The organism is Motilimonas sp. E26, assembly GCF_021278025.1.
Lineage (GTDB): Bacteria > Pseudomonadota > Gammaproteobacteria > Enterobacterales > CBDFNC01 > Motilimonas.
Window position 1 is genome coordinate 251,075 of the sequence record NZ_JAIBHJ010000003.1, and the last position, 26,071, is coordinate 277,145.

At 42.0% G+C, this 26,071-nt stretch carries 24 protein-coding genes, 1 tRNA gene and 2 pseudogenes; 20 read left to right on the forward strand and 7 right to left on the reverse strand.

Annotation, left to right across the window (positions count from 1 at the left end):
- Window position 1: 1 nt before the first annotated feature.
- A tRNA-Lys gene (locus tag K1M91_RS04065) sits at window positions 2-77 on the forward strand.
- Between the two features lie 109 nt (window positions 78-186).
- A complete protein-coding gene (nadA, locus tag K1M91_RS04070; RefSeq protein ID WP_232800271.1) occupies window positions 187-1,227 on the forward strand; it encodes a quinolinate synthase NadA in 1,041 nt (346 codons plus the stop codon).
- A 126-nt stretch (window positions 1,228-1,353) separates the two neighbouring features.
- On the opposite strand, the gene K1M91_RS04075 is transcribed toward nadA, so the two are convergent.
- On the reverse strand, window positions 1,354-2,244 hold the full coding sequence (locus tag K1M91_RS04075; protein WP_232800272.1) for a D-hexose-6-phosphate mutarotase: 891 nt from the start codon (window positions 2,242-2,244) through the stop codon (window positions 1,354-1,356).
- A gap of 306 nt (window positions 2,245-2,550) precedes the next feature.
- Between K1M91_RS04075 and malQ the strand changes: the two genes are divergently transcribed.
- The 3 genes from malQ to glgX are packed head-to-tail and all read left to right on the forward strand — an operon-like array spanning window position 2,551 to window position 9,228.
- The gene (malQ, locus tag K1M91_RS04080; protein ID WP_232800273.1) at window positions 2,551-4,749 is read left to right on the forward strand and encodes a 4-alpha-glucanotransferase; all 2,199 of its coding nucleotides are present in this window, start codon (window positions 2,551-2,553) and stop codon (window positions 4,747-4,749) included.
- 58 nt (window positions 4,750-4,807) lie between these two features.
- Window positions 4,808-7,135 (forward strand): 1,4-alpha-glucan branching protein GlgB, encoded by a 2,328-nt coding sequence (gene glgB, locus K1M91_RS04085; RefSeq protein ID WP_232800274.1) that lies wholly within the window; start codon window positions 4,808-4,810, stop codon window positions 7,133-7,135.
- A 2-nt stretch (window positions 7,136-7,137) separates the two neighbouring features.
- Entirely contained in the window at window positions 7,138-9,228 is a 2,091-nt protein-coding gene (gene glgX, locus K1M91_RS04090) for a glycogen debranching protein GlgX (RefSeq protein ID WP_232800275.1), read from the forward strand.
- Between the two features lie 624 nt (window positions 9,229-9,852).
- On the opposite strand, the gene gap is transcribed toward glgX, so the two are convergent.
- Entirely contained in the window at window positions 9,853-10,848 is a 996-nt protein-coding gene (gap, locus tag K1M91_RS04095; RefSeq protein WP_232800276.1) for a type I glyceraldehyde-3-phosphate dehydrogenase, read from the reverse strand.
- Between the two features lie 549 nt (window positions 10,849-11,397).
- Here gap and msrB point away from each other — a divergent pair.
- Window positions 11,398-11,796, forward strand: coding sequence for a peptide-methionine (R)-S-oxide reductase MsrB (gene msrB / locus K1M91_RS04100; RefSeq protein WP_232800277.1), 399 nt, complete (start codon window positions 11,398-11,400; stop codon window positions 11,794-11,796).
- A 31-nt stretch (window positions 11,797-11,827) separates the two neighbouring features.
- Here msrB and K1M91_RS04105 read toward each other — a convergent pair whose 3' ends face one another.
- Window positions 11,828-12,646 carry a DUF2989 domain-containing protein gene (locus K1M91_RS04105; protein WP_232800278.1) on the reverse strand — a complete coding sequence of 273 codons (819 nt, stop codon included), beginning with the start codon at window positions 12,644-12,646 and terminating at the stop codon, window positions 11,828-11,830.
- A gap of 225 nt (window positions 12,647-12,871) precedes the next feature.
- Between K1M91_RS04105 and K1M91_RS04110 the strand changes: the two genes are divergently transcribed.
- The gene (locus K1M91_RS04110; RefSeq protein ID WP_232800279.1) at window positions 12,872-13,141 is read left to right on the forward strand and encodes a DUF1315 family protein; all 270 of its coding nucleotides are present in this window, start codon (window positions 12,872-12,874) and stop codon (window positions 13,139-13,141) included.
- On the opposite strand, the gene ansA is transcribed toward K1M91_RS04110, so the two are convergent.
- Window positions 13,138-14,151 (reverse strand): asparaginase, encoded by a 1,014-nt coding sequence (gene ansA / locus K1M91_RS04115; protein ID WP_232800280.1) that lies wholly within the window; start codon window positions 14,149-14,151, stop codon window positions 13,138-13,140. The genes K1M91_RS04110 and ansA overlap by 4 nt on opposite strands.
- Before the next feature lie 121 nt (window positions 14,152-14,272).
- Window positions 14,273-16,123 carry a signal peptide peptidase SppA gene (gene sppA / locus K1M91_RS04120; RefSeq protein WP_232800281.1) on the reverse strand — a complete coding sequence of 617 codons (1,851 nt, stop codon included), beginning with the start codon at window positions 16,121-16,123 and terminating at the stop codon, window positions 14,273-14,275.
- A gap of 139 nt (window positions 16,124-16,262) precedes the next feature.
- Between sppA and K1M91_RS04125 the strand changes: the two genes are divergently transcribed.
- On the forward strand, window positions 16,263-16,811 hold the full coding sequence (locus tag K1M91_RS04125) for an NAD(P)H nitroreductase (RefSeq protein WP_232800282.1): 549 nt from the start codon (window positions 16,263-16,265) through the stop codon (window positions 16,809-16,811).
- Window positions 16,812-17,175: 364 nt separating this feature from the next.
- Here the strand turns inward: K1M91_RS04125 and K1M91_RS04130 are convergent.
- A pseudogene (locus K1M91_RS04130) lies at window positions 17,176-18,046 on the reverse strand (IS4 family transposase); the annotation flags it as partial.
- Here K1M91_RS04130 and K1M91_RS04135 point away from each other — a divergent pair.
- Window positions 18,026-18,277, forward strand: a complete 252-nt coding sequence (locus K1M91_RS04135; protein WP_232800283.1) for a hypothetical protein — start codon at window positions 18,026-18,028, stop codon at window positions 18,275-18,277. The pseudogene K1M91_RS04130 and the gene K1M91_RS04135 overlap by 21 nt on opposite strands.
- Before the next feature lie 33 nt (window positions 18,278-18,310).
- On the opposite strand, the pseudogene K1M91_RS04140 reads toward K1M91_RS04135, so the two are convergent.
- Window positions 18,311-18,478 (reverse strand): annotated as a pseudogene (locus K1M91_RS04140) (IS481 family transposase); the annotation flags it as partial.
- 225 nt (window positions 18,479-18,703) lie between these two features.
- Between K1M91_RS04140 and K1M91_RS04145 the strand changes: the two are divergent.
- The 11 genes from K1M91_RS04145 to K1M91_RS04195 all read left to right on the forward strand — a co-directional run bounded on the left by K1M91_RS04145 (window position 18,704) and on the right by K1M91_RS04195 (window position 25,993).
- Window positions 18,704-19,060, forward strand: a complete 357-nt coding sequence (locus K1M91_RS04145; RefSeq protein ID WP_232800284.1) for a hypothetical protein — start codon at window positions 18,704-18,706, stop codon at window positions 19,058-19,060.
- A 196-nt stretch (window positions 19,061-19,256) separates the two neighbouring features.
- On the forward strand, window positions 19,257-19,523 hold the full coding sequence (locus K1M91_RS04150; protein WP_232800285.1) for a hypothetical protein: 267 nt from the start codon (window positions 19,257-19,259) through the stop codon (window positions 19,521-19,523).
- A 15-nt stretch (window positions 19,524-19,538) separates the two neighbouring features.
- Window positions 19,539-20,084, forward strand: coding sequence for a hypothetical protein (locus tag K1M91_RS04155; protein WP_232800286.1), 546 nt, complete (start codon window positions 19,539-19,541; stop codon window positions 20,082-20,084).
- A gap of 60 nt (window positions 20,085-20,144) precedes the next feature.
- Window positions 20,145-20,408, forward strand: a complete 264-nt coding sequence (locus tag K1M91_RS04160; RefSeq protein ID WP_232800287.1) for a hypothetical protein — start codon at window positions 20,145-20,147, stop codon at window positions 20,406-20,408.
- Window positions 20,405-20,959 (forward strand): hypothetical protein, encoded by a 555-nt coding sequence (locus K1M91_RS04165; protein ID WP_232800288.1) that lies wholly within the window; start codon window positions 20,405-20,407, stop codon window positions 20,957-20,959. The genes K1M91_RS04160 and K1M91_RS04165 overlap by 4 nt, the downstream gene beginning before the upstream one ends.
- 205 nt (window positions 20,960-21,164) lie before the next feature.
- Complete coding sequence (locus K1M91_RS04170; RefSeq protein ID WP_232800289.1) at window positions 21,165-21,653, forward strand: DUF1629 domain-containing protein; 489 nt, start codon at window positions 21,165-21,167, stop codon at window positions 21,651-21,653.
- Between the two features lie 368 nt (window positions 21,654-22,021).
- Entirely contained in the window at window positions 22,022-22,267 is a 246-nt protein-coding gene (locus K1M91_RS04175) for a hypothetical protein (protein WP_232800290.1), read from the forward strand.
- Window positions 22,268-22,453: 186 nt separating this feature from the next.
- Window positions 22,454-23,461 (forward strand): RHS repeat-associated core domain-containing protein, encoded by a 1,008-nt coding sequence (locus K1M91_RS04180; protein WP_232800291.1) that lies wholly within the window; start codon window positions 22,454-22,456, stop codon window positions 23,459-23,461.
- Entirely contained in the window at window positions 23,454-24,233 is a 780-nt protein-coding gene (locus K1M91_RS04185; protein ID WP_232800292.1) for a hypothetical protein, read from the forward strand. The genes K1M91_RS04180 and K1M91_RS04185 overlap by 8 nt, the downstream gene beginning before the upstream one ends.
- A gap of 205 nt (window positions 24,234-24,438) precedes the next feature.
- Window positions 24,439-25,614, forward strand: coding sequence for an RHS repeat-associated core domain-containing protein (locus K1M91_RS04190; RefSeq protein ID WP_232800293.1), 1,176 nt, complete (start codon window positions 24,439-24,441; stop codon window positions 25,612-25,614).
- The gene (locus K1M91_RS04195) at window positions 25,607-25,993 is read left to right on the forward strand and encodes a hypothetical protein (protein WP_232800294.1); all 387 of its coding nucleotides are present in this window, start codon (window positions 25,607-25,609) and stop codon (window positions 25,991-25,993) included. The genes K1M91_RS04190 and K1M91_RS04195 overlap by 8 nt, the downstream gene beginning before the upstream one ends.
- The last annotated feature ends 78 nt before the right edge of the window (window positions 25,994-26,071 follow it).

Here is a 26,071-nt window from a genome sequence, read left to right on the forward strand (position 1 = left end):
CGGGTTGTTAGCTCAGTTGGTAGAGCAGTTGACTTTTAATCAATTGGTCGAAGGTTCAAATCCTTCACAACCCACCAAATCAAAAACCTCGCTATGGCGAGGTTTTTTCGTTTCTGCCTTCGTGGTTTTTCCCCTTGCTGCGTGTATAATGCTGTCCATTAGATCTCGTTAAAACGTGGACAGCAAATGAGCCAAATCGAACAAGCCATTATTGAATCAGATTATCCTTTTCCGCCTAAGCCGGCTGTATTATCAGAAGCAGAGCGCCAGGCTTACAAAGCGCGCATTAAGGCATTACTCATTGAAAAAAATGCAGTGCTGATTGCTCACTATTATACCGATCCTGAAATTCAAGCTTTAGCAGAAGAGACGGGTGGCTATGTTGCAGACTCGTTAGAAATGGCACGCTTTGGTCGAGATCATCAAGCAGAGACCCTGATTATTGCTGGTGTTAAGTTTATGGGTGAGACAGCTAAGATTTTAACGCCGAATAAAAAAGTGTTGATGCCAACTTTAGAAGCAACCTGCTCTTTAGATTTAGGTTGCCCGGTTGATAAGTTTTCTGAGTTTTGCGATCAGCACCCAGATCATACGGTTGTTGTTTACGCGAATACCTCCGCAGCGGTTAAAGCTCGTGCTGATTGGGTGGTTACTTCTGCTATTGCCTTGGATATTGTTGAGCACTTAGACAGTGAAGGTAAGAAGATTATTTGGGGCCCAGATCGTCATCTAGGTGCTTACATAGAAAAGCAAACCGGCGCTGAAATGTTAATGTGGCAAGGTGCGTGTATTGTTCACGATGAATTTAAAGCGAAAGCCCTAAAAGACATGAAAGCAGTATATCCAGATGCTGCTGTGTTGGTTCACCCTGAGTCACCAGCCAATATTGTTGAATTAGCCGATGCTGTCGGTTCAACGAGTCAGTTGATCAAAGCTGCGAATACGCTGCCTAACAAAAAACTAATAGTGGCAACAGACCGAGGCATTTTTTATAAAATGCAGCAAGCTTGCCCAGATAAAGAATTAATAGAAGCGCCTACTGCAGGCAGTGGCGCAACTTGTCGCACGTGTGCCCATTGTCCTTGGATGGCGATGAATGGCTTACAAGCCATTGAGAAGTCATTAATTGATGCTACTGGGCATGAAGTATTTGTTGACCCAGAGCTTGCTAAGCAGGCAATGATCCCACTTGATCGGATGTTGTCATTTGCTGCGAGTAATAAGTAGCAATGATTTAAAGAAAAAGGGGCCAAATTAAATTTGGCCCCTTTTTCTTTGTGCTTTACTTCATCTATGTTGTTGTAACCAAACACGTTTTTTATGTTGTTTGGTTAGCATAATTAATCGATGAGTTTAACTAATAGATGTGCTTAGTATATGGTTTTGCCCTGGAGCAACTTCTATGGCTGTTCCAGTGATCGCTGCTTCCAAGCACAGCATTGTTTGGTAGCCGTCATCAGGCATATCAGCCATACCTTTTGCGCCTTCAATCCAAGGCGTCCAAGCAACGATGGTATCGTGTCCACTGCTTTGTATTGCAAGCTCGCGATCATAACCGCTATCCGTTAATGTCACTTTATCTGTTGGCTCAATATAAAGAGAGTCAATTGGTCCCGCGATGGATAATTTTTCTGCGCCATTTTTCATGCATTTATTGTCCAAGCTATCGACATAGGTAGGACCTAAACCTGCCACACTGGTTTTTTCAGGCGCTGATATATTCAGGTAGCTGTGAAGGGCGGCAAGGTAGCTTAATGATTCATTACCGGTATTTTTCGTGGTGAGACTAAGTTGCACAGAGTCTCCGATAGTGGCCGTTAAAGTTAATTCAAACGAGTGTGGCCAAAGAGCTTGTGTCGCAGGCGTATCGACCAGCTTAAAATTAATCGTAACAGCAGAATCGTCTTCCGATATATCTCCTAGTTGCCATTGGCTATTACGGGCAAAGCCATGAGACGGTAAGCCACTTCCTAGCTCAGCCGCAGGCGCGCCAAACCAAGGCCAACAGATGGGAACGCCGCCGCGAATGGCCTTGTTATTATCAAAAATGGCGGTTTTACTTAACCAAATAACTGGGGCTTTACCGGTTGGCTGAAAATGGATCAAATGAGCGCCGTGTAATGTAAAGCAGGCTTGCGCTTTAGGGTGAGCGATACTGACAAATTCTATTTGGTTTTCGTCTGTCATTAGTTGGACAGATGGCGATAAAGGTTGTTTTGTCGTTAATTTTAAATGGTCTATCATAAAACCTCATATAGCATTGAAAATTATGCTTTAATTGTTAGTTGATAAAAAAGACAATGATGGATTAAGCTAATTGGGATCTATTCTACCAGCGAGAGTCGTTATGAACAGCAGCTGCGCAATGGCTTTGTTTGTTTTAAATCAAACTCTAACTCGGTTATGTGACAAGGATAGCGGCGAGAAATAAGATAATTTTGAAACTGCGCCATAATACTCAATGTTTTTTCTTTAGGTACGTAATATAAGCTCCATCTTTTAAGTTTATTATTAATTTTATTAATGGCTCAGCGTCAAAATGGGAGTGGTATGTCTGAAAGTCTACTTGAAAATCTTGCCAGTATTAAAGGAATTGACCCTCATTATACGGACGCGTGGGGTTGTGAAACACAAGCTAGCCCTGAAATAGTTGCTCGTATTTTAGCTGCGATGGGCTGTGATGTAGCCCCAGAACGGTTAGAGTCCGAGGTGAATGATGCGATAAAAGAGCATTGGCTATCGAGCCTTGACCCTGTCATTTTGGCCTATGTTGATGAGTCTCTGCAGTTTGAGCTCAAACTTCCAATGGAGTTTGTTGCTGAAACCCTCAACTATGAGATTGAAACGGAATCAGGTGCAATATTAAAGGGAGAGTTTTGCCCTGTTGATGGGCAGTTACTGGCCATTGAGCATTTTGATGATGTTGAGTTTCAAGCCTATTCTATTGCATTGCCAGTGAAGCTAGAAATGGGCTATCACGATTTACGCATTTTTGATTCTCAAGTAGAAGATGCCCTTGGTATTAGCCGAGTGATTATTGCGCCGCGAGCCTGTTTTACACCTGAAGCAATGGCTGCTGGAAAACGAATTTGGGGTGTAAGTGTTCAGCTATACGGGGTTCGCAGTAAAGCTAACTGGGGCGTTGGTGACTTTAGTGATTTAAAGCATCTACTAAAACAGATTAAACAACAGGGTGGTGATTTTGTCGGGTTAAATCCTATTCATGCCTTGTATCCCATGATGCCAAATAATGCCAGCCCGTATAGCCCATCTTCACGGCAATGGCTGAATATCATATATATTGATGTGGCAGCTGTGCCTGAGTTTATGGCCAGTGAAGCGGCACAAACGTTGTTTAACAGTCGCCTATTTCAAGACAAGCTGGCTTATGCGCGTTGTGTTGATGATGTCGATTATGCCTTGGTGCATGAATTAAAGTTGAGCACGCTTAAGCTAGCTTATCAAACCTTCAAGCACGATATCGAAAATAACAGTCAGCGAGGCCAAGCTTTTCAGCGGTTTGTTGCTGATAAAGGCGACGCGTTGATGCAGCAAGCAGTATTTGATGCACTGCATGAATCACTATTGAAACAGGATGCTAACGCTTGGGGGTGGCCTGCCTGGCCAGAAGCGTTACAGGATTATCATAGTCGCGAAGTGTTCGAGTGGCATGAGCAGCATCCAGATGAGGTTCAGTTCTGGGCTTATTTACAATGGCTAGCCGATGAGCAATTAACTCAAGCAGATGAGCTTGCTCAATCTCTAGCAATGGAGATAGGTATATACCGTGATTTAGCGGTGGGCGTTGCCTCGGGTGGCAGTGAAATATGGGCCAACAAACAAGATTATTGCACTCAAGCAACTGTGGGGGCTCCGCCTGATGTGCTAGGGCCCCGTGGGCAAAATTGGGGGCTGCCGCCACTTGATCCTGCGCGTTTAGTTGAGAATGGCTTTCATGCCTTTATCAAGTTATTACAATCTAATATGAAAGCCTGCGGTGCTTTGCGTATTGATCACGTCATGGCTTTGTTGAGGCTGTGGTGGGTACCAGCAGGCGAAGACGCTGCTAATGGGGTGTATGTATATTATCCTGTTGAGTTAATGCTGGCTATCCTAGCTCTCGAAAGTCAACGTAATCAATGTCTTGTTATAGGTGAAGATCTAGGTACTGTGCCAGATGGTATGGATGAATTGTTGAAAAATTCAGGCGTTTACTCATATCGGGTATTTTGCTTTGAAACAGCGGCTGATGGCGGTTATATCTCACCTTCTCACTACCCCGAACAAGCAATGGCTACGGTGGTGACGCATGACATGCCAACGTTAAAGGGATATTGGCACTGCGACGATTTAACCTTAGGTAAAACCTTAGGTTTATATCCATCTCAGGAGCTTGTAGATCAGCTAATATCTGATCGCCATCAGTCTAAACAAATGATGTTAAATAGCTTATTTGGCCATCAAGCTTTACCTTCACACATTTCTGAATGTGTTGACTTTGTTGGTATGGATCGTGATTTAAGCTTTGGTATCCAGCAACATTTGGCGCACGCTAAATCTTTACTGCTTAGTTTACAGTTAGAAGATTTTCTGGAAATGGATAAGCCTGTCAATGTGCCAGGAACCAGTGATGAGTATCCGAATTGGCGCCGCAAATTAAGTTGCGATCTGGATGATATTTTTAGTCAGCCGCAGATCCAACAACTCAGTAAAAATATCAGTGATGCACGCAGTAACGCAGCTGAATAACCTCTCATGGTAATGTTAATTAACATTACCAATTGATTTTTAACGATTAGAGTACGATATGACGACAACCTCGAGAACCGCTAAAAAAACAACGCGTGCAACCCGTAAAGCAAAAAATACTGAAACGACAACCCCAGCTAACGCTAAGCAGTCTGATATAGCTGAGCGCCCAGTGAAGAAAAAAGAAAGTGCCCACCCATTACTGACAACATTAGAAAGTGCATGCTTGAGCCATCCATTTGAACATTTAGGCCTATTGCCCCAGAAACAGGGGTTTTTATTACGTACTTGGTTACCCGATGCCACCTCTGTTGAGGTTTATGGTTTAGAAGATGACGCTAAGCCTATTGCGACTTTAAACAAGATTGGTAACGAAGGTATATTTGAATACGCATTTCCTAAAGCGCAAGAAAAATTTAATTATCGGTTAGTGGCTAGCTATGCCAAGGGTGATAGCCATCGCTTTATTGACCCGTACCAATTTCATGAACAAGCGTATGCTGGGTTGAGCACCATGACCCATCGACCACAAAACTTGTACCAAGTGCTCGGCGCGCAAATCATGTCGTTAGAGCTTAATGGCGAAGCAATTATTGGTACTCGTTTTGCGGTATTTGCACCAAGTGCTAGTAGTGTCAGTTTAATTGGTGATTTCAACCATTGGGATGGTCGCAAGCACCCTATGCAACGTAGCTTATGTGGTCACTGGGTGTTATTTGTGCCCGGTTTAGGCGCGGGAGAAAAGTACAAATACGAATTGAAAGACCCAATGGGGAATCGTTTGCCGCACAAAGCCGATCCTGTCGGCTTTTTTGCTGACCAATACCCTTCGCATGCTTCGGTTGTCTATGACCATTCGCAATACCAATGGCAAGACCAAGCATGGATAGCGTCGCAAAAAAATGACAAACGCTACAGTGCGATGAATATTTATGAAGTGCACTTAGGCTCTTGGCGTCGTAAGCCGGATGACAAGAAAGGTTCTCGCTTTTTAACTTACGATGAACTTTCGGTTGAACTAATTCAATACATTAAAGAAATGGGTTATACCCATATTGAAGTGATGCCGGTCTCTGAGTTTCCATTTGATGGTTCTTGGGGTTATCAGCCTGTTGGTATGTTTGCTCCAACTAGCCGCTTTGGTGATCCTGATGCATTTAAACGCTTTGTTGATTTATGTCACCAGAACGATATAGGTGTGATCATTGACTGGGTTCCTGCACATTTCCCATCTGATCCACATGGCTTAGCACGTTTTGATGGGACGCCATTGTACGAATATGAAGACCCACGCCGTGGCTGGCATCCAGATTGGAACTCCTACATCTACGATTTTGGTAATGACAATGTTCGCCAATTTTTGGTTGCTAGTGCATTATTTTGGATCGATAAGTTTCATGTTGATGGCCTACGTGTTGATGCGGTTGCCTCAATGTTATATTGGGATTATTCACGCAATGAAGGTGAATGGGTGCCCAACGTTGATGGTGGTAATCATAATTACGAGGCGATCAGCTTGTTACGCTGGACTAATGAGGAAGTATATTCACAGTTCCCTCATGCTATGACCATTGCTGAAGAGTCAACGGCTTTTGCTGGCGTATCTAAACCGACATTTGAAGGAGGCCTAGGCTTTGGCTTTAAATGGAATATGGGCTGGATGCATGACTCATTAGAATACATGTCAACGGATCCTATGTATCGTAAATATCATCATAATGAAATGACCTTCTCAATGGTCTACCACTACAATGAACACTTTATTTTGCCATTATCCCATGACGAAGTGGTTCATGGTAAGCAGTCGTTACTAGGCAAAATGCCTGGAGATGAATGGCAGGCTGCAGCTAATTTACGTGCATATGCTGGTTTTATGTTTGCGCACCCAGGTAAAAAATTAAACTTTATGGGTAATGAGTTGGCGCAATCATTTGAGTGGAACCATAACGAGCAACTTGGTTGGTGGTTACTTGAGTTTGACAAACATCAAGGTCATCAATTGCTTTGTAAAGATCTCAACCACTTTTATAAAAATGAAAGTGCAATGTATGAGGCCGATTACCAGCCGCAAGGTTTTGTCTGGCTTGACCACCAAGATGGCGACCATTCAATGTACGCCTTTATGCGTCAAAATTTAGATAAAACTCACCAAGTGATTGTTGTATCTAACTTTACTCCTATACCGCGAGAGCAATATCGAGTTGGTGTGCCCACTGCTGGCGAATACGAGTTAGTAATTAATACCGACAGTAAATATTACTGGGGCAGTAACTACGATGCTGGAATGATCTTTAATAGCAGCGAATTAGCTCACCAAGGTCAGCCTCACTCTTTGTTAATTGATGTGCCGCCACTGGCAACCATTTACTTGCGTAAAAAGGCATAATTATGAATCTAGTATCAAGTCAGTACGCGCCTCAGGCATGCAAGCCTAGAGCGCATCACTTTCTGCAATCAGAAGGGCGGATCCTGCCTTTAGGGGCTGAGCTGACAGATACGGGTTGTAATTTTTCTATCTACAGTAACAGTAGTCGCATTTGGCTGCTGTTATTTGATCAAAATAATCAAGAGATAACACGATTCAAGTTGATAGAAAAGCGCGGAAAGTTCTGGTCTACTTTTATTGAAGGAGTCAAAGCTGGGCAAAACTATGGCTACGTGGTTGAATCTGATGATCCCAATGTTCATAACAAATTATTAATTGACCCTTATGCTAAAGCTTTAAATCAAGCACTGGAATGGCGCCCAGAGATAGAGCAGCCTAACAATCATTGTTGGGTTGCTAAGTCTGTGGTAGTGGACGATAGCTTTGATTGGCAAGGTGTGAAAAAGCCAAGGCTTAAAGACAGTGATGTGATCCTTTATGAGCTTCATGTTAAAGGCTTCACTTGGCTTAACCCTAAGGTTCCTGCTGAGTTACGTGGTACTTATCTTGGATTAAGTCATCCCTGTGTGATTGCACACTTGACGTCGCTGGGAATTAAATCGGTCCAGATCATGCCGGTGGCAAGTTTTATGGCTGAGCCGCGACTGATGGAGTTAAATTTAACTAATTATTGGGGTTATAACCCCATCAATTTTTTTGCTCCGGATCCGCGTTATGCCATAAATGATGCTGTTGTCGAATTTAAAACCATGGTGCGCCAGTTTCACGCCGCTGGCATCGAGGTTATTCTTGATGTGGTGTTTAACCATACGGCGGAGGGAGGCGATGGAGGTCCAGTATTAAGTTATAAGGGGCTAGCTGAAAATAGTTATTACTATTTTGATAACATGGATAACCCTGATTTACCGAAGCGGCATGCTAATTTTACCGGTTGTGGTAATACTGTTAACCTTGATTTACCTTGGGCTCTGAAGCTGACCCTAGATGCTCTGCGTTACTGGAGCACCGAGATGCAAGTAGACGGTTTTCGCTTTGACTTAGCGGTTACATTAGCACGTGAAAGAGGCTGTTTTGAACCTTATAGCGCATTCTTTAAAGCGTTATTCCAAGATCCTATTTTGAGCCAGGTGCGGTTAATTGCTGAGCCATGGGATATTGGCCATGGTGGTTACCGATTGGGGCAGTTCCCAAGTAATTGGTATGAGTGTAACGATCGTTATCGAGACAATATTCGTGCTTTTTGGCGCGGAGATTCAGGTCAAATTGCTGAATTTGCCACTCGGATCTTGGGCTCTCGTGATATCTTCCCAAAAAACAAACGCAGTATTCATAGTAGTGTTAACTACTTATGTTATCACGACGGTTTTACCCTTGAAGATTTAGTCAGCTATGAGAATCGTCACAATCAAGCAAACGGCGAAAACAGTCGTGACGGCCATGGTCATAATCTATCAAGTAATGGCGGGGTGGAAGGACCTAGTTTTGACTCGCGGGTTAAGCAGTCCCGAGCGCAATTAAAGCGTAATTTAATTGCTACTTTGTTTTTGTCTCAAGGAACCCCCCATTTTTTAGCTGGTGATGAAATGGGACGTACTCAGCAAGGTAATAACAATGCCTATTGTCAAGATAATGAAATAAGTTGGGTTGATTGGAGTTTAGACAGTACCAAACAAGCCGAGCTTGCATTTACTCAGCAAATGATTCAATTTCGCTTACAGTCGAGTGTATTCTCGCAGCTTAGTTTAGTTGACGATGGCTTTGAGCTGCATCGAGATGCAGTTGAGGCGCGCTGGTATCATCCTGATGGCCATTTTATGCAAAAAAGCCAATGGCATAGTGCCACTGCGCAAGTGTTACAGCTTGAACTTGAATCATCAGAAGAGCATTGGCTATTAGTTTTTAATGCTTCTGAGTATGATGTGTCTGTTGAATTTCCAGCCATTAAAGAGAGCTTAGTTAATTGGCAATTGGTTATGGACACCTCAGTTAACGATGGCATGTTGATGCAATCTAACCAAGTTATGCCAAAGAACGGCACTAGCTTTGCCAATTCAATCATGCTGTTAACCGCCAAAGAGTTTATTCCAGAATAGTATGAAGTGTCATTTTACATGTCCAAGTTGCCAAATTAATATGAGACTAGGCTTTGCTGCACAAACTAGAATGTATTTCACTGGACAAATATTACGCTGCTCTTGTGGGCTTGCCTATAAAATGAATCCTACTAAAGAAGCCTTGTCTTTAATTAGTTATTTGTTAATTTGCGGTGCTTTTTACAGTATGACCTTGCTTGACTCTGACCACCAATATCAGATATCCCTTATTTTTGTATTGCTTATTTTATTTAGTGGCTTATTTTTGTTTTATTCCAGTAAGCTGCAATCTTTTCTTGAAGTCCATAATTAGGGTTTATCCAAATATTCAAAAACTGTCGCTTATTGTTTTGGTGCATCACAGAGAGTTGACTGATTAGGTCTAGCACTTTGTTTGCCGTGTTACATGAGTCCGATTTCGATGTGCAACGAACGGTAGGTACAAAAAAGCCCGCTATAAAGCGGGCTTATTCAATTCTTAAGAACTAATGCTTACTTAGAGATGTGAGCGATTAGGTCTAGCACTTTGTTTGCAGTGTTACATGAGTCCGATTTCGTTAGTCTAAATTGAGGTACAAAAAAACCCGCACTTGGCGGGTTTTATCTATTCTTAAGAACTAATGCTTACTTAGAGATGTGAGCGATTAGGTCTAGAACTTTATTTGAGTAACCGATTTCGTTATCGTACCAAGATACAACTTTAACGAATTTGTCAGTTAGCGCAACACCCGCTTTAGCATCGAATACTGAAGTTTGAACTTCACCGATGAAGTCTTGAGAAACAACTTGGTCTTCAGTGTAACCTAGAACACCTTTAAGCTCGCCTTCAGAAGCTTCTTTCATCGCTGCACAGATTTGCTCGTATGTAGCAGACTCTTTAAGGTTAACAGTTAGGTCAACTACAGAAACGTTAGCAGTTGGTACACGGAAAGCCATACCAGTTAGTTTGCCGTTTAGCTCTGGAAGAACAACGCCTACCGCTTTAGCTGCACCAGTTGAAGATGGAATGATGTTTTGAGAAGCACCACGACCACCGCGCCAGTCTTTAGCAGAAGGACCATCAACAGTTTTTTGAGTTGCTGTTGTAGCGTGAACTGTAGTCATTAGACCAGATTCGATACCGAACTTGTCGTTTAGTACTTTAGCAATAGGTGCTAGACAGTTAGTAGTACAAGAAGCGTTAGAAACGATGTCTTGACCAGCGTAAGTTGAATCGTTTACGCCCATAACGAACATTGGAGTTGCGTCTTTAGAAGGACCAGTTAGAACAACTTTCTTAGCACCAGCAGTGATGTGCTTACGTGCAGTCTCGTCTGTTAGGAAAAGACCCGTTGCTTCAGCAACTACGTCAACATTGATTGCATCCCATTTTAGGTCTTCAGGGTTACGCTCAGCTGTTACACGTACAGTTTTACCGTTAACGATTAGGTTACCGCCTTCAACTTCAACAGTACCGTTGAAACGGCCGTGAGTTGAGTCGTACTTAAGCATGTATGCCATGTAATCAACGTCGATTAGATCGTTAATACCTACAACTTCGATGTCGTTACGCTCTTGTGCAGCGCGGAATACAAAACGTCCGATACGACCGAAGCCGTTGATACCTACTTTAATAGTCATCTTTTAAGATCCTTACAGGTTTGTTTTAACTGGAAACTGTGGTGATACTACCTAAATCAAAGGCTGTTAAACTTGATTCGTATCAAACTTACGCCTTTGATGTTAAATCCTTTCATTTGCAATGCTTAAAATGGAAAAAAACCGTGTTTTTGTCGTTTTTAAGCATTGCCTTTCGTTATTTTCCTACATTAATTCATCTCAGAATGAACAACAAGTGTTAATTTTTGCTCGTAAGCTACTTGTTGATTCACGACAAGCAGGTGACAATATGTGAAATGTAGGAAAATGAAAGTAACTAACAATAAGTTAGTAATGTTACAGAATTTAGATAAAATTTAAGCCAAATGAGGCTGTTTTGCAAGTTTTTTTACTACATGAATTAAGTTTTCAGTGGAACCAAGGTGCATATTGGTAACGTATTACCTTATGAAAAATAATATGATTAGCTTAGTTGTACTATTTTTTCTTGAAGGTTGTCATAGTCGAATATACTTTCAAAGATGAACAAAAACCTACTTTACTTTTATTATTAACAGCGAGGCGTTTTTTATGTCTAAACCTGCGGCGTTCTGGCGTGATAAACTCACCCCCGAGCAATATAAAATCTGCTTCGAAAAAGGCACAGAGGCCCCTTTTAGTGGGCAGTTGTTACACAATAGAGATACCGGAACTTACCACTGCGTATGTTGTGGACAAGCATTGTTTGCGTCGGAAAATAAGTTTGACTCTGGCTGTGGTTGGCCTTCATTTGATTTAGCGTTAGATAATGCAATTCATTATCTAGAAGATCATAGTCATGGCATGACTCGTGTAGAAGTGCAATGCAGTGAATGCCACGCCCACTTAGGCCATGTGTTTGATGATGGCCCGACACTGACGCACAAGCGCTATTGTATTAATTCAGTAAGCATGAATTTTAGTTCGGCTACCGCTAAGGACAAAGCCTGAAGATACAGGCTTTGGTGATTAACCTCGGATGCTAAAATTTGAATTTAGCATCCGCCGGCATAAATTTACCTTCCGCTATTTTTTCAGCCAATAGCAGTGCATGTTGATCTAGTTTGGCTTTTTCTTGGTCATTAAAGGTGCGGTAGCGTTCAAGGGTTCGCAGGTTAACTTCTTTATTACCTAGCTCTTTCGCAACATGCATCCATATATAAGTTTCTTCATAATGCTTTTCTTTTAGGTGCAATGTGGTCAGCGAATTGAAAATGCTCCCCGGCGGCAGTTCATTCTTATAATTGCTGATAGCACGGTATAGCAATTTAAAGGTCTTATCCGAATCGCGTTCAAAATAGTAACTGGCCATAGCCAACGCGATTTCAGGCTCATCGAGAGCGGGCGAGTCTTCCACCGCCATAAAGCGTGCTTTTGCCGCTTGATCGCCACGGACGCGCCAGTGGTAATAAGCAAGGTGTGGCTCACTGGAATTAGCTGTTGCTTGTTCAAGACGCTCAATTTCCGTTTCAGCGGTGACTAAGGCATTGACTCTGCCCACTTTCTTTTCTTTGTAAACAATGGGCTCAACTAGCGCTGCTTTTTCAATGCATTTTTTATAGGTTTGAAAGTCTCTTAAAAGATGATATTGCGCTAAATCCGTTGCAATATTAGGGTCCTTAACTTCATTACGACTGCGTATCACATCGGCGCGCTCATTGCGACACCAGCCATCATCGGTGTTTAAATCGTTACACAGCTCTGGGGTGTCACTGCAAATGCTCTTTATGCTTTGTTGTTTTTCACAACCAGCTAACAGCATTAGGCATGGTAATAGGATAAATCCAATGTGTTTGATCATGTATAAAGCCAATTCACTATTTATCAATAGATGGGGATGAGTCTAGTTCAAGCTGGAGGCCTAATATAGAGACATTTAACCTTTAAATCATACCTCATAATCAATAAATATAGTTTGTTTCAATTGAAAATTGCTGAACACTTAGCATAACTAAATACAAGGGTGACTGGTTCCCTTGTTTGGTGCATCATAGCGTGGTAATCGCAATAGAATGGAAACTTACTTATGTCATTTGACAACCTGATAAAAAATATGAGCCCTGAAGTGTATGAGCGCCTTAAAACTGCAGTGGAAACAGGTAAATGGTTTGATGGTAACCCATTGACTAAAGAACAAAAAGAATACGCTCTGCAAGGCGTTTTTGCTTGGCAAGCACAGTTTAATGAGGCGCCAGAACATTTTACTGTTGCTAAAGGCGGCGAAATGCACATGAAGAGCAAGTCTGAACTTAAACAACAGTACAAAGAAAAAATCAGTATCAAACAGCAGGACTAGCCTGCTGTTAACTCACCTTTTAAGCTTAACTGCATTTGCTGACGCACTTGATCAAAGCTTAATTCTTGACTTAATAGGGCGTGAAGTTTGGCGAGCGCTGCTTCTTTGGTCATGTCAGAGCCACTGATTACGCCAGCTTGAGCCAATGCGTTCCCCGTTGCATATCCCCCCATATTCACTTTGCCCTTTAAACATTGGGTTAAGTTTATCACGATGATTTCTCGCGCTTGGGCTTGCTTAAGTTGATTAAGTAAGGCTTCATCTTGCGGTGCATTTCCAACGCCATAACTCAATAAAATCAATGCTTTTACAGGTTGTTGCAGCATGTTTCCGATCACCTCAGATGCGATCCCTGGGTACAAGGTAACGATCCCGATCGGTTGAGGTGTAATGGTGCGCACGGTTAATGGCGAATTTTGTGGCGCTAACAACGAACCAGCGACCACACGAATATTGATACCGACATCAAGTAAAGGATCAAAGTTGGGCGAGCCAAAGGCTTCAAAGCCGTCTGCATGAACTTTGGTGGTACGATTACCACGAAATAGTTTGTTGTTAAAAAACAAACTGACTTCTGGGATCGGATAATTAGCAGCAATGTAAAGTGAATTCAATAAGTTACTTTGGCCGTCAGAGCGAAGCTCTGTAAGTGGAATTTGTGATCCGGTTACTATGACTGGCTTGCTCAAATTTTCAAACATGAATGAAAGTGCAGAAGCGGTAAAAGCCATGGTGTCTGTACCATGTAAAATGACAAAGCCATCGTATTGTTGATAGTTTGCAGCGATATCATCAGCGATGCGCTGCCAGTCTGCGGGGCACATGTTGGATGAATCAATCAGTGGACTGTATTCATGGATGGTAAAATCTGGCATTTCTGCGCGAAAAAACTCCGGCATGGCGGCAATATTTTGAGCCAGCGCACCCGCAATAGGAATGTAACCCTGACTAGAGCGCTGCATGCCGATGGTTCCACCAGTGTATGCGATGTATATAGACTTTTTATCCAAAAAATACCCCTTGAGTTAATTATTAAACTAATTAGGTTGAAGTATAGAGCTTGGTATAAAAACTAAAAAGCCCAGCAGGGCTGGGCTTTATAAAATAGATGAATTGTTGATTATTTCTCTATTACAGCTTGATCTGCTCACAAGCAGGGCACAAGGCATAAATCCCTTTTGGATCATTAAAGTTTGCAAGCGGCGCGGCTTGCTCATCAACGGCGTTAAGAATTTGTCTTAGCATTGGCGAGCTCACTAAGCTCTGCTGGGCAAGTTGCGCGCTTTTGGCCATTAAATCCGCCATGAACTGCTCCCTTACACTGAGCTCTGGGCGAATCACTTTTACTTCAAATGCATCCAGCTCTGCTAAGTTTGCCGCGCGGCTCATCGCGACATCAAAGCCACCTAAGTGATCAACTAAGCCTTTCTCTAGTGCATCTTTTCCGGTCCAAACGCGGCCTTGGGCTAAGCTATCAACTTGTGCTGGTGTCATCTTACGCCCTTGGGCCACTACATTGATAAACTGCTGGTAACCATTTTCAATGCTCAGCTGAACAATTTGTTTCATGTATGATGGCAATGGCCTCGTGATATCAACGCTGCTTAGCGCATGGGTGCCAACGCCATCATTGGTGATGCCCATTTTTGCGAGTGCATTCTCTACGGTGGCAAACATGCCAAAAATGCCGATAGAGCCAGTTAAGGTAACGGGCGAAGCGACAATTTCATTGGCTGCAGATGCTATCCAATAGCCACCTGAAGCACTGGTACTACTCATCGAAACCACCACGGGCTTATTGGCCGCTTTAAGTGCAAGAACTTGTTGCCTTACTTGCTCAGAAGCAAATGCGCTGCCGCCCGGTGAATCTAAACGCAGTACCACCGCTTTAACTTGTGAGTCCATCAGTGCTTCGTTGAGTAAGTGGGATAAAGTATCGCCACCAATCACACCAACAGGTTGTTCGCCATTCATAATTTGGCCGCTGGCAAATATCGCCGCAATTTTATCTTGGCCTTGTTCCTGATAATTAAATAAAGGAGGGATCGCGCCAAGGTAACTATCTAAACTAATTTGTAAGTAATCACTTCCCGCGGCATTCTCTCCAACATTAGCCATTAAGAATTGACGAGCTTCTTGGCTGCTTTTTAGCTCATCCACTAAGCCTGATGCTTTAGCATAAGCCGCTTGATCGCCTTGCACCGCTTTTAAACGCTCTAAGTAGCTGTCTATATTGGGTGAAATGGCATCATGTGACACTTTTCTGCGCTCAGCAACTTGGCTGACATAGGCATTCCACAATTGGTTAAGCCAGTGTAAGTTAGCCTCTTTGCTTAGCGCCGACATGCTATCGCGCGTATAAGGTTCAACATACGATTTGTAAGTGCCTACTTTGAATACATGAGGCGTAATATCAAGCTTCTCAATTGCTGATTTGAAGTACAGGCGATACACGCCTAAGCCCTGCAGCGCAATCGCGCCTTGCGGGTTAAGCATTAAATTATCGGCATAGCTGGCTAAGTAATATTGGCTTTGGCTATAAAAATCACCGTAGGCATAGATTTTCTTACCACTGGTTTTAAACTTCTCGAGTGCGTCACCAATTTCAAACAACTTATTCATGCCGGTGCCTTGTAGGTTTTCAAGGCTAAGCACTAGTGCGGTAATGCGATTATCAGATTGTGCAAAGCGAATAGCGTGGATCACATCACTGAGTGCAATCTCACGAAATTCGTTGGGATCTTTACCAAATACTTCATTAGATATCTCTTGAAAAGGATCAGCAGGCCGACGCTCTTCGACTATTTGGCCACTGAGATCTAAATTAAGCGCAGCACCTTGCGGCACATTAATCGTCTCCTCGCTGTTAAATGACAACACCACAACGGCGATAACTCCGAGGAAAATTAAATTTAATACCAATAATCGCGTAAAATTAATTGTTTTGGCAATTGCCCTAAATATCCATTTGATAACACGCACAATAAGTTTTCCATTAGTGGTTTGAAGGGGTCACTTTACTAAATAACGGGTTGAGAAAAAACTCTTTGTGGTAAAGGTTTCATCTTAACCTGCCAGCTATTATGATATTGATTCCTATTTAGTAAAGAAGAGTCGCAATATGTTAGCCATGGATTTGTTACTAAAACGTCGTTCTTGTCCGCGTTTAGCCGCCCCTGCACCCGATAGCTGTGAACTTGAAACTATTTTGCAAGCGGGATTACGTGCCCCTGATCATGGTAGCCTGCAGCCGTGGCGTTTTATTGTGGCCCAAGGTGATGGCCTATTACGTTTAGGGGATATTTACTACCAAGCCATGCAAGCGCAAGGGGCAGATGAGGCGGCGCTACAAAAAGCGCAAAACATGCCACAGCGGGCGCCCGTTGTGATTAGTATTATTGCCAAGGTGACCAAAGAGCATAAAGTGCCAGAGATAGAGCAAATTATTTCCGCTGGGTGTTGCGTGCATGCTATGCAAATGGCGGCGCAAGCCATGGGCTATGGCGGCGTTTGGCGCACCGGCGATTTATGCTATAACGCAATGGTAGAGCAGGGCTTAGGCTTGGCCGAAAATGAAAGTTTAGTGGGTTTTTTATATATTGGCACGCCAGTGACCGAGCCTTCAGCGCCGAAAACGCTACTTGTCGATGATTTTGTCTCTCACTTATAGAGGGGGGAATATAGTGACATACAAAAAAGCCGGCTAAGCCGGCTTTAGTCAGTTAAATAACTTGTTTAGTTTTAGAATTCCGCTGTTTTAGGATCTTTAGGTGCGCGCGGGAAGGGACACTTGGGTTTCAGATATCAAAAGGTTCAAAGGGTATTAAAATAAGGTTTTCATTATGATAAAAGATTTCACTTCCGAGCAAGCTAGGACGTTGGCCTCCCACATCACAACAAATGTTTTTAATGTAAATGAAAACCCAAGGCGCTGACGGATCCCCTCATAATTTAAGCATCGCAGTTTGATGGATCACCCGTATGTATTCGCAGATTGCCCACTCTATATCTGCGCTACTTCTTCGGTGGTCCCGCCGCCTTAGCACCTCTTTTGCGAGCCGTGTTATTGATAAAACATGGCGGGTTTTGATGGTGTTAGCTTGAAACTGATATTGCCACTTTTGCTGCCTAGCAATCAGTCCAATACACCAAAGCACAACCTCAGCCAACAGGCTGATGAGTAGCAAAATATCCAATCGTTTCGTGCTGCGACTCCGGCAATGGCGTAAGCCAAAGCCATAAGCAGGGCTTTTTAAGTCCCGAAATGATTCTTCGATTTGCATCCGTTTGGCGTAGAGTTTAACGAGTTGTTTTGCAGTAAACATGGCATGGGGCAAGTTGGTGGCAAGCAAGAGGACTCTTCTTTGCGATGACAGCAGGTCCGAGGTGCTGAGGCTGTGTATTCGCTTTGGTGAAAAAGCTTTTATTCGATAGCCAGCCTTGCTTCACACCTACCTCACCGCGTAAACGGCCAAGCCAATACCAACCAAGAGCTTCAACTTGGCGAAACCAGGTGTTTCGGTAACCGGCATCGGTGATCAGAATGGGCGTGCAGCTGGGTGGCATCACTTGTTTTAATTCATCCAAGAAACGTTGATGGCTGCGAGGAGAGTTGTAATGCTTGAATTCAAAGGTGCGTTCATACAAAACAACACTGCGACCATTGACGGTAATGGATGCGCGTAATGTCATTATTCGCAGCTGTTCACGCACGTCAGCCCAGTCGATAAGGACAAATGGAAAGGGGTTGAGGCTGTAAGTTAGCTGCGCATGCCAACGATAAATATCGATGCGCTCGCGATGCAACTGCGCATTGCCAAGCAACCTATCAACACGCTTAATGGCATGCTTAGCGGGTGTCTTACCCGTCATGGAGCGGCCAAGTTGAGTAAGGGTGAGGCGGTCAGGACTTTGTCAGTTCCAAATGGTGTATATAATTATGGACATCAAGTCGCACGACACATTGATAATCCCAATGGTGAAGCGGAGCAAGAGAGACAAGCCGTGGATAAAGCTTTGGGTATGCTTCTTGATGATGAGGAAGTACAAGAGCAAGTTTTAACAGAGCTAACAAAGCAAGCTAAAGATTTAGATAATTACTCAGGAGATAATTGTACTAGCTCAGACTTGATCTGACAGTTACCCATTTTTAATGGTGCCGTTGTCAGCTTAGATTTGAGCTAAATTCTTTTCTGCCCAAACCTTTTTACCATCAAGTAATGTTTCTAGTGGCGTTCTGCCACAGCATATTTTGCCCTGATGTGTGCGTTCATTATTGTAATAATTCATCCACTCGTCCAGATCCTTTTGCAGTTCTTGTCTGAACTAATACACTTTAGTGTTTCATATGTGGTCACTAGCGAATTTCATCGGAAATTCGCTAGTGACGGCATTCTTTTGTTCAGATATCTAATGTATGTTTTCTGAGTATTAATATTTAAAAAACTATCGTGTTCATCAAGTATTTTGTGCTGGATAAGTTGTTATCAATTTGCTCTCTTGTCACTCATCTTCATTAACAGTAATGTCTACCAATGACATTAACAGGGTTCAGGTTACTCGTTGAAAATTATTCTAAAAGTTTTTGGTTTGGTTTCTTTGGTGTTGCTGATTATGACTATTTTTGTCGGCATTGCAGCCTATTACATCGGTGACAAAGGTGCTGTTTACAAGCGTATTGATTTTAAGAATTACGATGGCACCTACTCAACGACATTAATGGAGGGGAAATGTCGTCGTCTAGGTAATGAATTTAAGCTACTACATCAGAGGACTAGCGGCATCGATACCAATGACTTCAATACGAGTTATTGCAAGTGGGGCTTTGACAACAATTTGTCTGGTTACATATACCCCAAAAACAACCCAAGATTACGGTTATTCTGGTTAGAGCAAAACGGTCTGGCGGCTTACGATTAGCAATTTCGCTAAAAATACAGTAGAAAAATACAGGACAGGCACTTTTTTATTACCAATAAATAGAGTGCCTTAGCACCAGCTTCCTGCACCAGATGGCGAAAGTATGTACTACGCCCGGCCACTTTAGCCTTTTGTTCAAGAAGGTGAAAGACAAGTAGGAGCAGCAGTCATGCTGTGATAACCCAGTTCCAGAGGTATGTATTTAGGAAAAAATAAGACAGGAAAGGCTCTTTTTATTGAAAGGACGGCAGGCGAAGCTAGGCAGCTCAAAGGGGAAGGTGCAGAGGATGCTTACAATGGCTTAGACGGGAAGCAGCTTTACGATAAGGGAGAAAGAAAAGCTAAACAATTGCCAGATGGTACTAAAGTTGAGCTTCATCCATCAGCAGGTGAAATAGGAAACTACCTGCCTGGCACGCCAAGATTGGGTTTTCAAAGACCAAAATCTTCAAAAGATATATAAAGTAAGGTTTCCATTATGATAAAAGACTTAACTACGGAGAAAGCTAGTGCTTTGGCAGCTCACATAACAAAAAATATATTTAATGTAAATGGTAAGGTAAGAGGGGGATTGAAAGAAAACTGGATAGGCGGTGTTGCTAATTGCCATTTCAATGAGTACGACATTTTTTATTGGCTAAATGAAGCAGAGTTTTCTGCTGTTATATTGCCTCTGGCGGAATTAGTTGGAGATAAAAAGCTGATAATAGTGGAGGATTTTGAGCGTGGCTTAAATGGTAAATTTTGGTGGCTGGGATGTGAAATTGAAAATAGCTGGGAGGCTTTTAATTTCTTTACAGAAGAAACTGACATTATGTCCTTTTATATGATTGGGGAAAGCGAGCAGTGGTGTTTATGGGCGGATGATGACTCATGGATATTTTGTGCAGAGAAAGATCTATTTAAAACACTAAATATTAAAATGCTTACTTTAGAAAGTATGACGAAAAGGTACTCAAACAAGATTGAAAGTTTTTGGCACTTTTTTCATGATATTGCCACACTGCCTAGCACAATAAAGTGATAAATTTAGAGAGGAATATAAGGGGGGCTTTTTCCCTTAAAAAGATAAAAAGATAAAAAGATGGTACTGGCTGTTTTTATTGAAAGGACGGCAGACGAAGCTAGGCAGCTCAAAGGGGAAGGTGCAGAGGATGCTTACAATGGCTTAGACGGGAAGCAGCTTTACGATAAGGGAGAAAGAAAAGCTAAACAATTGCCAGATGGTACTAAAGTTGAGCTTCATCCATCAGCAGGTGAAATAGGAGACTACCTGCCTGGCACGCCGAGATTGGGTTTTCAAAGACCAAAATTTTCAAAAGATATAAAAGTAAGGTTTCCATTATGATAAAAGAGTTAACTACGGAGAAAGCTAGTGCTTTGGCTGCTCACATAACAAAAAATATATATAATATTAATGGAAAGGTAAGAGGGGGGGTAAAAGAAAATTGGTTAGGCGGTGTAGCTAATTGCCATTTCAATGAGTACGACATTTTTTATTGGCTTAATGAAGCGGAGTTTTCTGCTGTTATATTGCCTCTGACGGAATTAGTTGGAGATAAAAAGCTGATAATAGTGGAGGATTTTGAGCGTGGCTTAAATGGTAAAGTTTGGTGGCTGGGTTGTGAAATTGAAAACAGCTGGGAGGCGTTTAATTTTTTTACAGAAGAAACAGACATTATATCGTTTTATATGATCGGAGAAAGCGAACAGTGGTGTTTATGGGCTGGTGATGACTCATGGATATTTTGTGCAGAGAGTTACTTATTCAAACAGTTAAATGCTGAAATTCTTAGTCTGAAAGCAATGCTAGATAAATGTACAGAAAAAACAAGGAAAGAATATGTCGACCTTATTCATGCCATATCTAGATTACCTAAATCTGATTACTACGATTAAAATAAAAAAATACAGGATGGCCACTTATTAGTGCAGGTTTAGAAGCGGGGTTTAATTAGCTGGATTTTTATAGTGTGCTCACAAATATCATTGCTGGTGAAAGGCAGTTAATGCGAACTGGCGAGCGGGCTTTAAATAAAAATAAACGTAGCTGGGGTAAATAGAGATGGTATATATTTGGAGAAACCCGAATGTGCCGGAGGTTATGGTTGGTGAACTAACTAACAATTTTTATTTTGGGATCTTCCAAAATACGAAAGAAGTAGATGATGATGTAATGCCAATTTTCAGGTTTAATTGTAAGTTGAAAAAATTAAGAAAATTTTGTGAGTTGGCAAATAACAAGCGAGTACCTCTAGTTAATGAAAAAATATGTAATCTACTAGCAGAGTGTAGCAATAATATACAGTTTGTTAAAGCAAAGGTTCAATGCGAAGATGACAGTACTGAAGATTACTTTGTTGTAAATGTATTAAGCTTTGTTGATGCTCTAGATAAAAGTAAGTCAATCTTTGATTTTGTTCCTGGTACAAAAAAAATAATGAGATTTAAAAAAATAAAATATAATGAAGGTGATTATATAATAGCTAGAGAAATAAATTATGGCGTCCATTTGTTAGTTAATGATTCTTTAACTGAGATACTAAAGATGCATGGTTGTGAAGGTTTGTGTTTGCCAGAAGAGTGTATATAAAAATAAAGGGGTAGAAAAGCCTAGGTATGCACTGTTAATTATCAATAAATAGAGAGTCTAGCGCCTACGGTAATATAAAACCACACTATTTAATACACAAAAAGATAATTAAAACCAAAGATGGGACAGGCGCTTTTTATTGCTTATAAATAGAGTGCCTTAGCACCAGCTCCTCGCACTACATGGCGAAATCATGTGCTATGCCTAGCTACTTTAGCCTGTTATTCAAGAAGGTGAAAGACAAGTAGTTTCAGTTTGAGTCCGGCACAGGCTCTGGGAGCGGCGACCTTGGCACGCCGATTGATCATGGCATCACAACCTTTCATCGTTACAGCTACGATAACCTCGGCAATATTACCCCTACCACGGTGGATCAAGATAATTCAAGCTATGACTACGACCCGAATGATCCCTACAAATTACGCAGTCATAACGGTGAAACCTTAAATTACGACGCCAGTGGTAACATTAAAAACTACAACGGCTACCAGTTTAGTTACACCAGTTTTGACAAAGTTAAGCGCATTAGCAGCTCGAGTAACAGTAATGACTGGACCGAATACAGCTATGGCACCGACGGCGAGCGCTTTAAAAAGGTTGAAAATCGTATTTAACAAGGCAAGGTAGAGCGCTTAACCACGGAATTTATTCATGCCTTTTACGAGCGCCATAGTCGCCATGGCGGAGCAGGTGATCTGGTAGAAGAGAAGTACTTTATCGGTGATATGGTGCTCACCCAGCGCTCGAACAACACCAAAGACAGCTTCTACACCATTAAAGACCATCAAGGCTCGGTATTAATGACCTTAAATGGCAGTGGCCAAGAAGTGAATCGCTACTACTACCGCCCCTTTGGTGAGCAGCTAGACGTCAGCCTAAACCCCTTAGGCTTACAAACCCTGCGCCCAACCCAATACGGTTATACCGGCCACGAGCATGTGAAAGATCTCGACATCATCAACATGGGCGGGCGCATCTACGCCGCCGGATTAAGGCGCTTCTTGCAAGCCGATCCCGTGGTTGGCCACCCCATGTACAGCCAAAGCTATAACCCGTATCAATATGTGTATGGTAATCCAATGGTGAACGTGGATCCGAGTGGGTATAACACGCAGATTGGTGGACGCCCTGGTAGTATTACAAATATAAATGGTGATGCGGGCCAAGGAATGGATAGTGACCATACTCAGAGTGTGTCAGGCTATAGAGGCGTTGATAATACATTGGGGGTTAACCTTGAAGAGCAATGTCAGGAGCAGTGGAGAGAGCAAATACATATTGAGGAGGGCTCACCAAAGTTCAGAAAAGATTTTACAACAGCTGTAGATGACCTTTGTCAGTATACAGAGTTTCAGAAAATTATTAATGAAATGTATAATAAGCAACTAAAAGTACAGATTATTGAAGCTGATATGGGGGCAACTTATGAGGGTGTAGATAATAAAGTTTCTCGAATTTATTTATCAATGAATTATTTTTCTGAGACATTTAAGGCAGATATGGAAAAACAATTTGAAAATTTTTATGAAAACTCTGAAACCTATACAGACGAACAGTACTTTAAGAAAGAAGGGGAACTTATTACTTTATCAGAAAAATCTAAATTTAGTGTTCAGAGAGTTATCGTGCATGAGTTTTCGCATGTTGTTGATGAAGGCTCACCATTAGATAGTCGACCGAACTTTGAACAAAGGGCTGTGGATTTCACAAATGCGTTTATGTCAAAATACTACGGCGAACCCCATCGGCGGGGGTATCAAGCAAGAGCGTCTACTCCTTATGGAATGAGAAACTATGCTAATGACTAAAATTATTTTGCTATTGTACTTTATACCTTTTTTTGTACTGGCAAGCTCTTGCCCTGATGAAGTAGAGACGAAGGCAAAATATATATTGAATGCTGATGTTGTTTCTTTAGTTAAAGTTGTTGGTCGAAAGAAAGGAAATGACATAATTGAATACAAATTTAGAACACTTGAAAAAATAAGAGGCGGCGATTGGCATGGTTCTTTTGAGTTCCCTCTAAATTCCCGCGACATAACCTTTTATAAAGGAAAAGATAATACATATAGTAATCATAAAAATCCGGTGTTCTGGGATTCAAGTGTAGGCGTTATTCGTTACAGTAGCGGCTTTGGTATAGTTAAAGAATTTGAATTAGAAAAAGATTACTTGATTGTTTTCAATTCTAAGAAAGTAGAGAGTTATGCATTTGAAGAAATTGGCAATAAGAATGATGACTTATGGTATCAATTTGTAGTGGATGTTGTTAAGGGGGAACCTACATATTGTAATGTTTCAATATCAGTTGATGACTTTAATTCTTTGTATATCGATGAGGAAAGATATGTTTTTTCACCTCCTAAACCACCAGAAAAAGTGATCCTACCTGGCGATAATGGAAAGCGAGGTCCTGGTATGCTTGATATTTATGATGATGGCTATAGTGATTATCGTAAATATGCTGGTTTCTCTGTGTATAACCTGTCAGGCCATACTTCCTTTAAAGTGCGAGTACCCTATGATCATGAAGGTATTCATGATTTTTCAGAGTTAAATATTTTCCCCAAAGTTAATTAAATAAAAATACAGGATATATGGGAAAAAGACTTGATAGGAAAAAAACAGAAATACAGGACAGGCACTTTTTATTGCTAATAAATAGAGTGCCTTAGCGTCAGCTGCCTGCCCTATATGGCGAAAATAGATGCTGCAAGCTAAGTGTTAGCCTGTGGTGAGGGGGCCAGTAGGAGCAGCAGTGATGCTGCGATAATCCCATAGAAAAATGGGACAGGCACTTGGCGGAGCAGGTGATCTGGTAGAAGAGAAGTACTTTATCGGTGATATGGTGCTCACCCAGCGCTCGAACAACACCAAAGACAGCTTCTACACCATTAAAGACCATCAAGGCTCGGTATTAATGACCTTAAATGGCAGTGGCCAAGAAGTGAATCGCTACTACTACCGCCCCTTTGGTGAGCAGCTAGACGTCAGCCTAAACCCCTTAGGCTTACAAACCCTGCGCCCAACCCAATACGGTTATACCGGCCACGAGCATGTGAAAGATCTCGACATCATCAACATGGGCGGGCGCATCTACGCCGCCGGATTAAGGCGCTTCTTGCAAGCCGATCCCGTGGTTGACCACCCCATGTACAGCCAAAGCTATAACCCGTATCAATATGTGTATGGCAACCCGCTGGTGAATGTGGATCCGAGTGGGTATTCGGTGGTAGTAGGTCAATCGCTATTTCAGGGCATGTTTGCGTACCAGAACGGCGACCCTTCAGGGCAGGCAAAACGCAATGCTCATATGACGGGAGAGCTTCAAGCAGCTATTAATGCTTATCAGAAAAGTGACACGCATTTGGCGGTGATGCTTTCGGGAGCAAATCCTCTGACTGCTGCATTTATAGCTATCGCTGATAGCCTTGGCATTATTAGTTTGCCCGGTGCGCCCCTTGATGGTGAACAGCAGGAATCTAAGTTCACAACACCCATCTCAGATGCACTGGGTATTACTGCCACAGAAACACCGATAGCAGATCAACAAGGCCCGAACGATACAGCACACGATGCTGAAGTCGTGGAAATGCCAAGCGCTCTTGTCAATGATGGTGGTGGCGTTGAAGTGGGGCTGAATGTTGTATTGAGTACCTCTGAGAGGAGTAAAGGTGAAAAAGTCCGCGACTTTATTAATCATCCAGAGAACTGGGAAATGGTACGCTCAAAGAGTTGGACTTCAGTAAATGGAAGAACAGGCAAGAAAAAATATAATACTGAATCTGAGTTTTATAATAAAGAAACACGAGAGACGATGTGGAACCATACTGCATACGACGATGATGGTAATGAAGTCCATAATAATCCAGGTAGCGCAAATGAACACCAGCCTGATGGTGGAAGTGTACGTGATCATACAAAAGTCTCAGAATGGAAAAATGGAGAGAATAATGAATAAAATAATGCTCACAACAGCCGCATTTCACATATTGGAATACACAGATAATGGCCCAAATAGTATACAGTGCACAATTCAAGGGTTTAATAATTTGTTTAAGTCAGAAAGTGACTGTTGTAAAAGATTATTAGATGTAATTATTGAACTAAAAACTAGGGGGTTTATAAGGATAAAAACGTCTTCAGTTGATGAAGTGAGCCTGAGTGAGTTTGTCACTAAATGGCAAATGATATTTGATGTTTCATCACCCGTATATGTTGCGGATTCACAGTATGATTATTATTTAGAAATAACTGAAGATGGTTGGGAAGAGCTCCGTTGTGAAGAATATTCACTATATGATCCAATACTAGCTAATTGGTACAACTGGAAATTCTAAAAACACCGAATAAAAATACAGAAAAATACAGGACAGGCACTTTTTATTACTAATAAATAGAGTGCCTTAGCCTCAGCT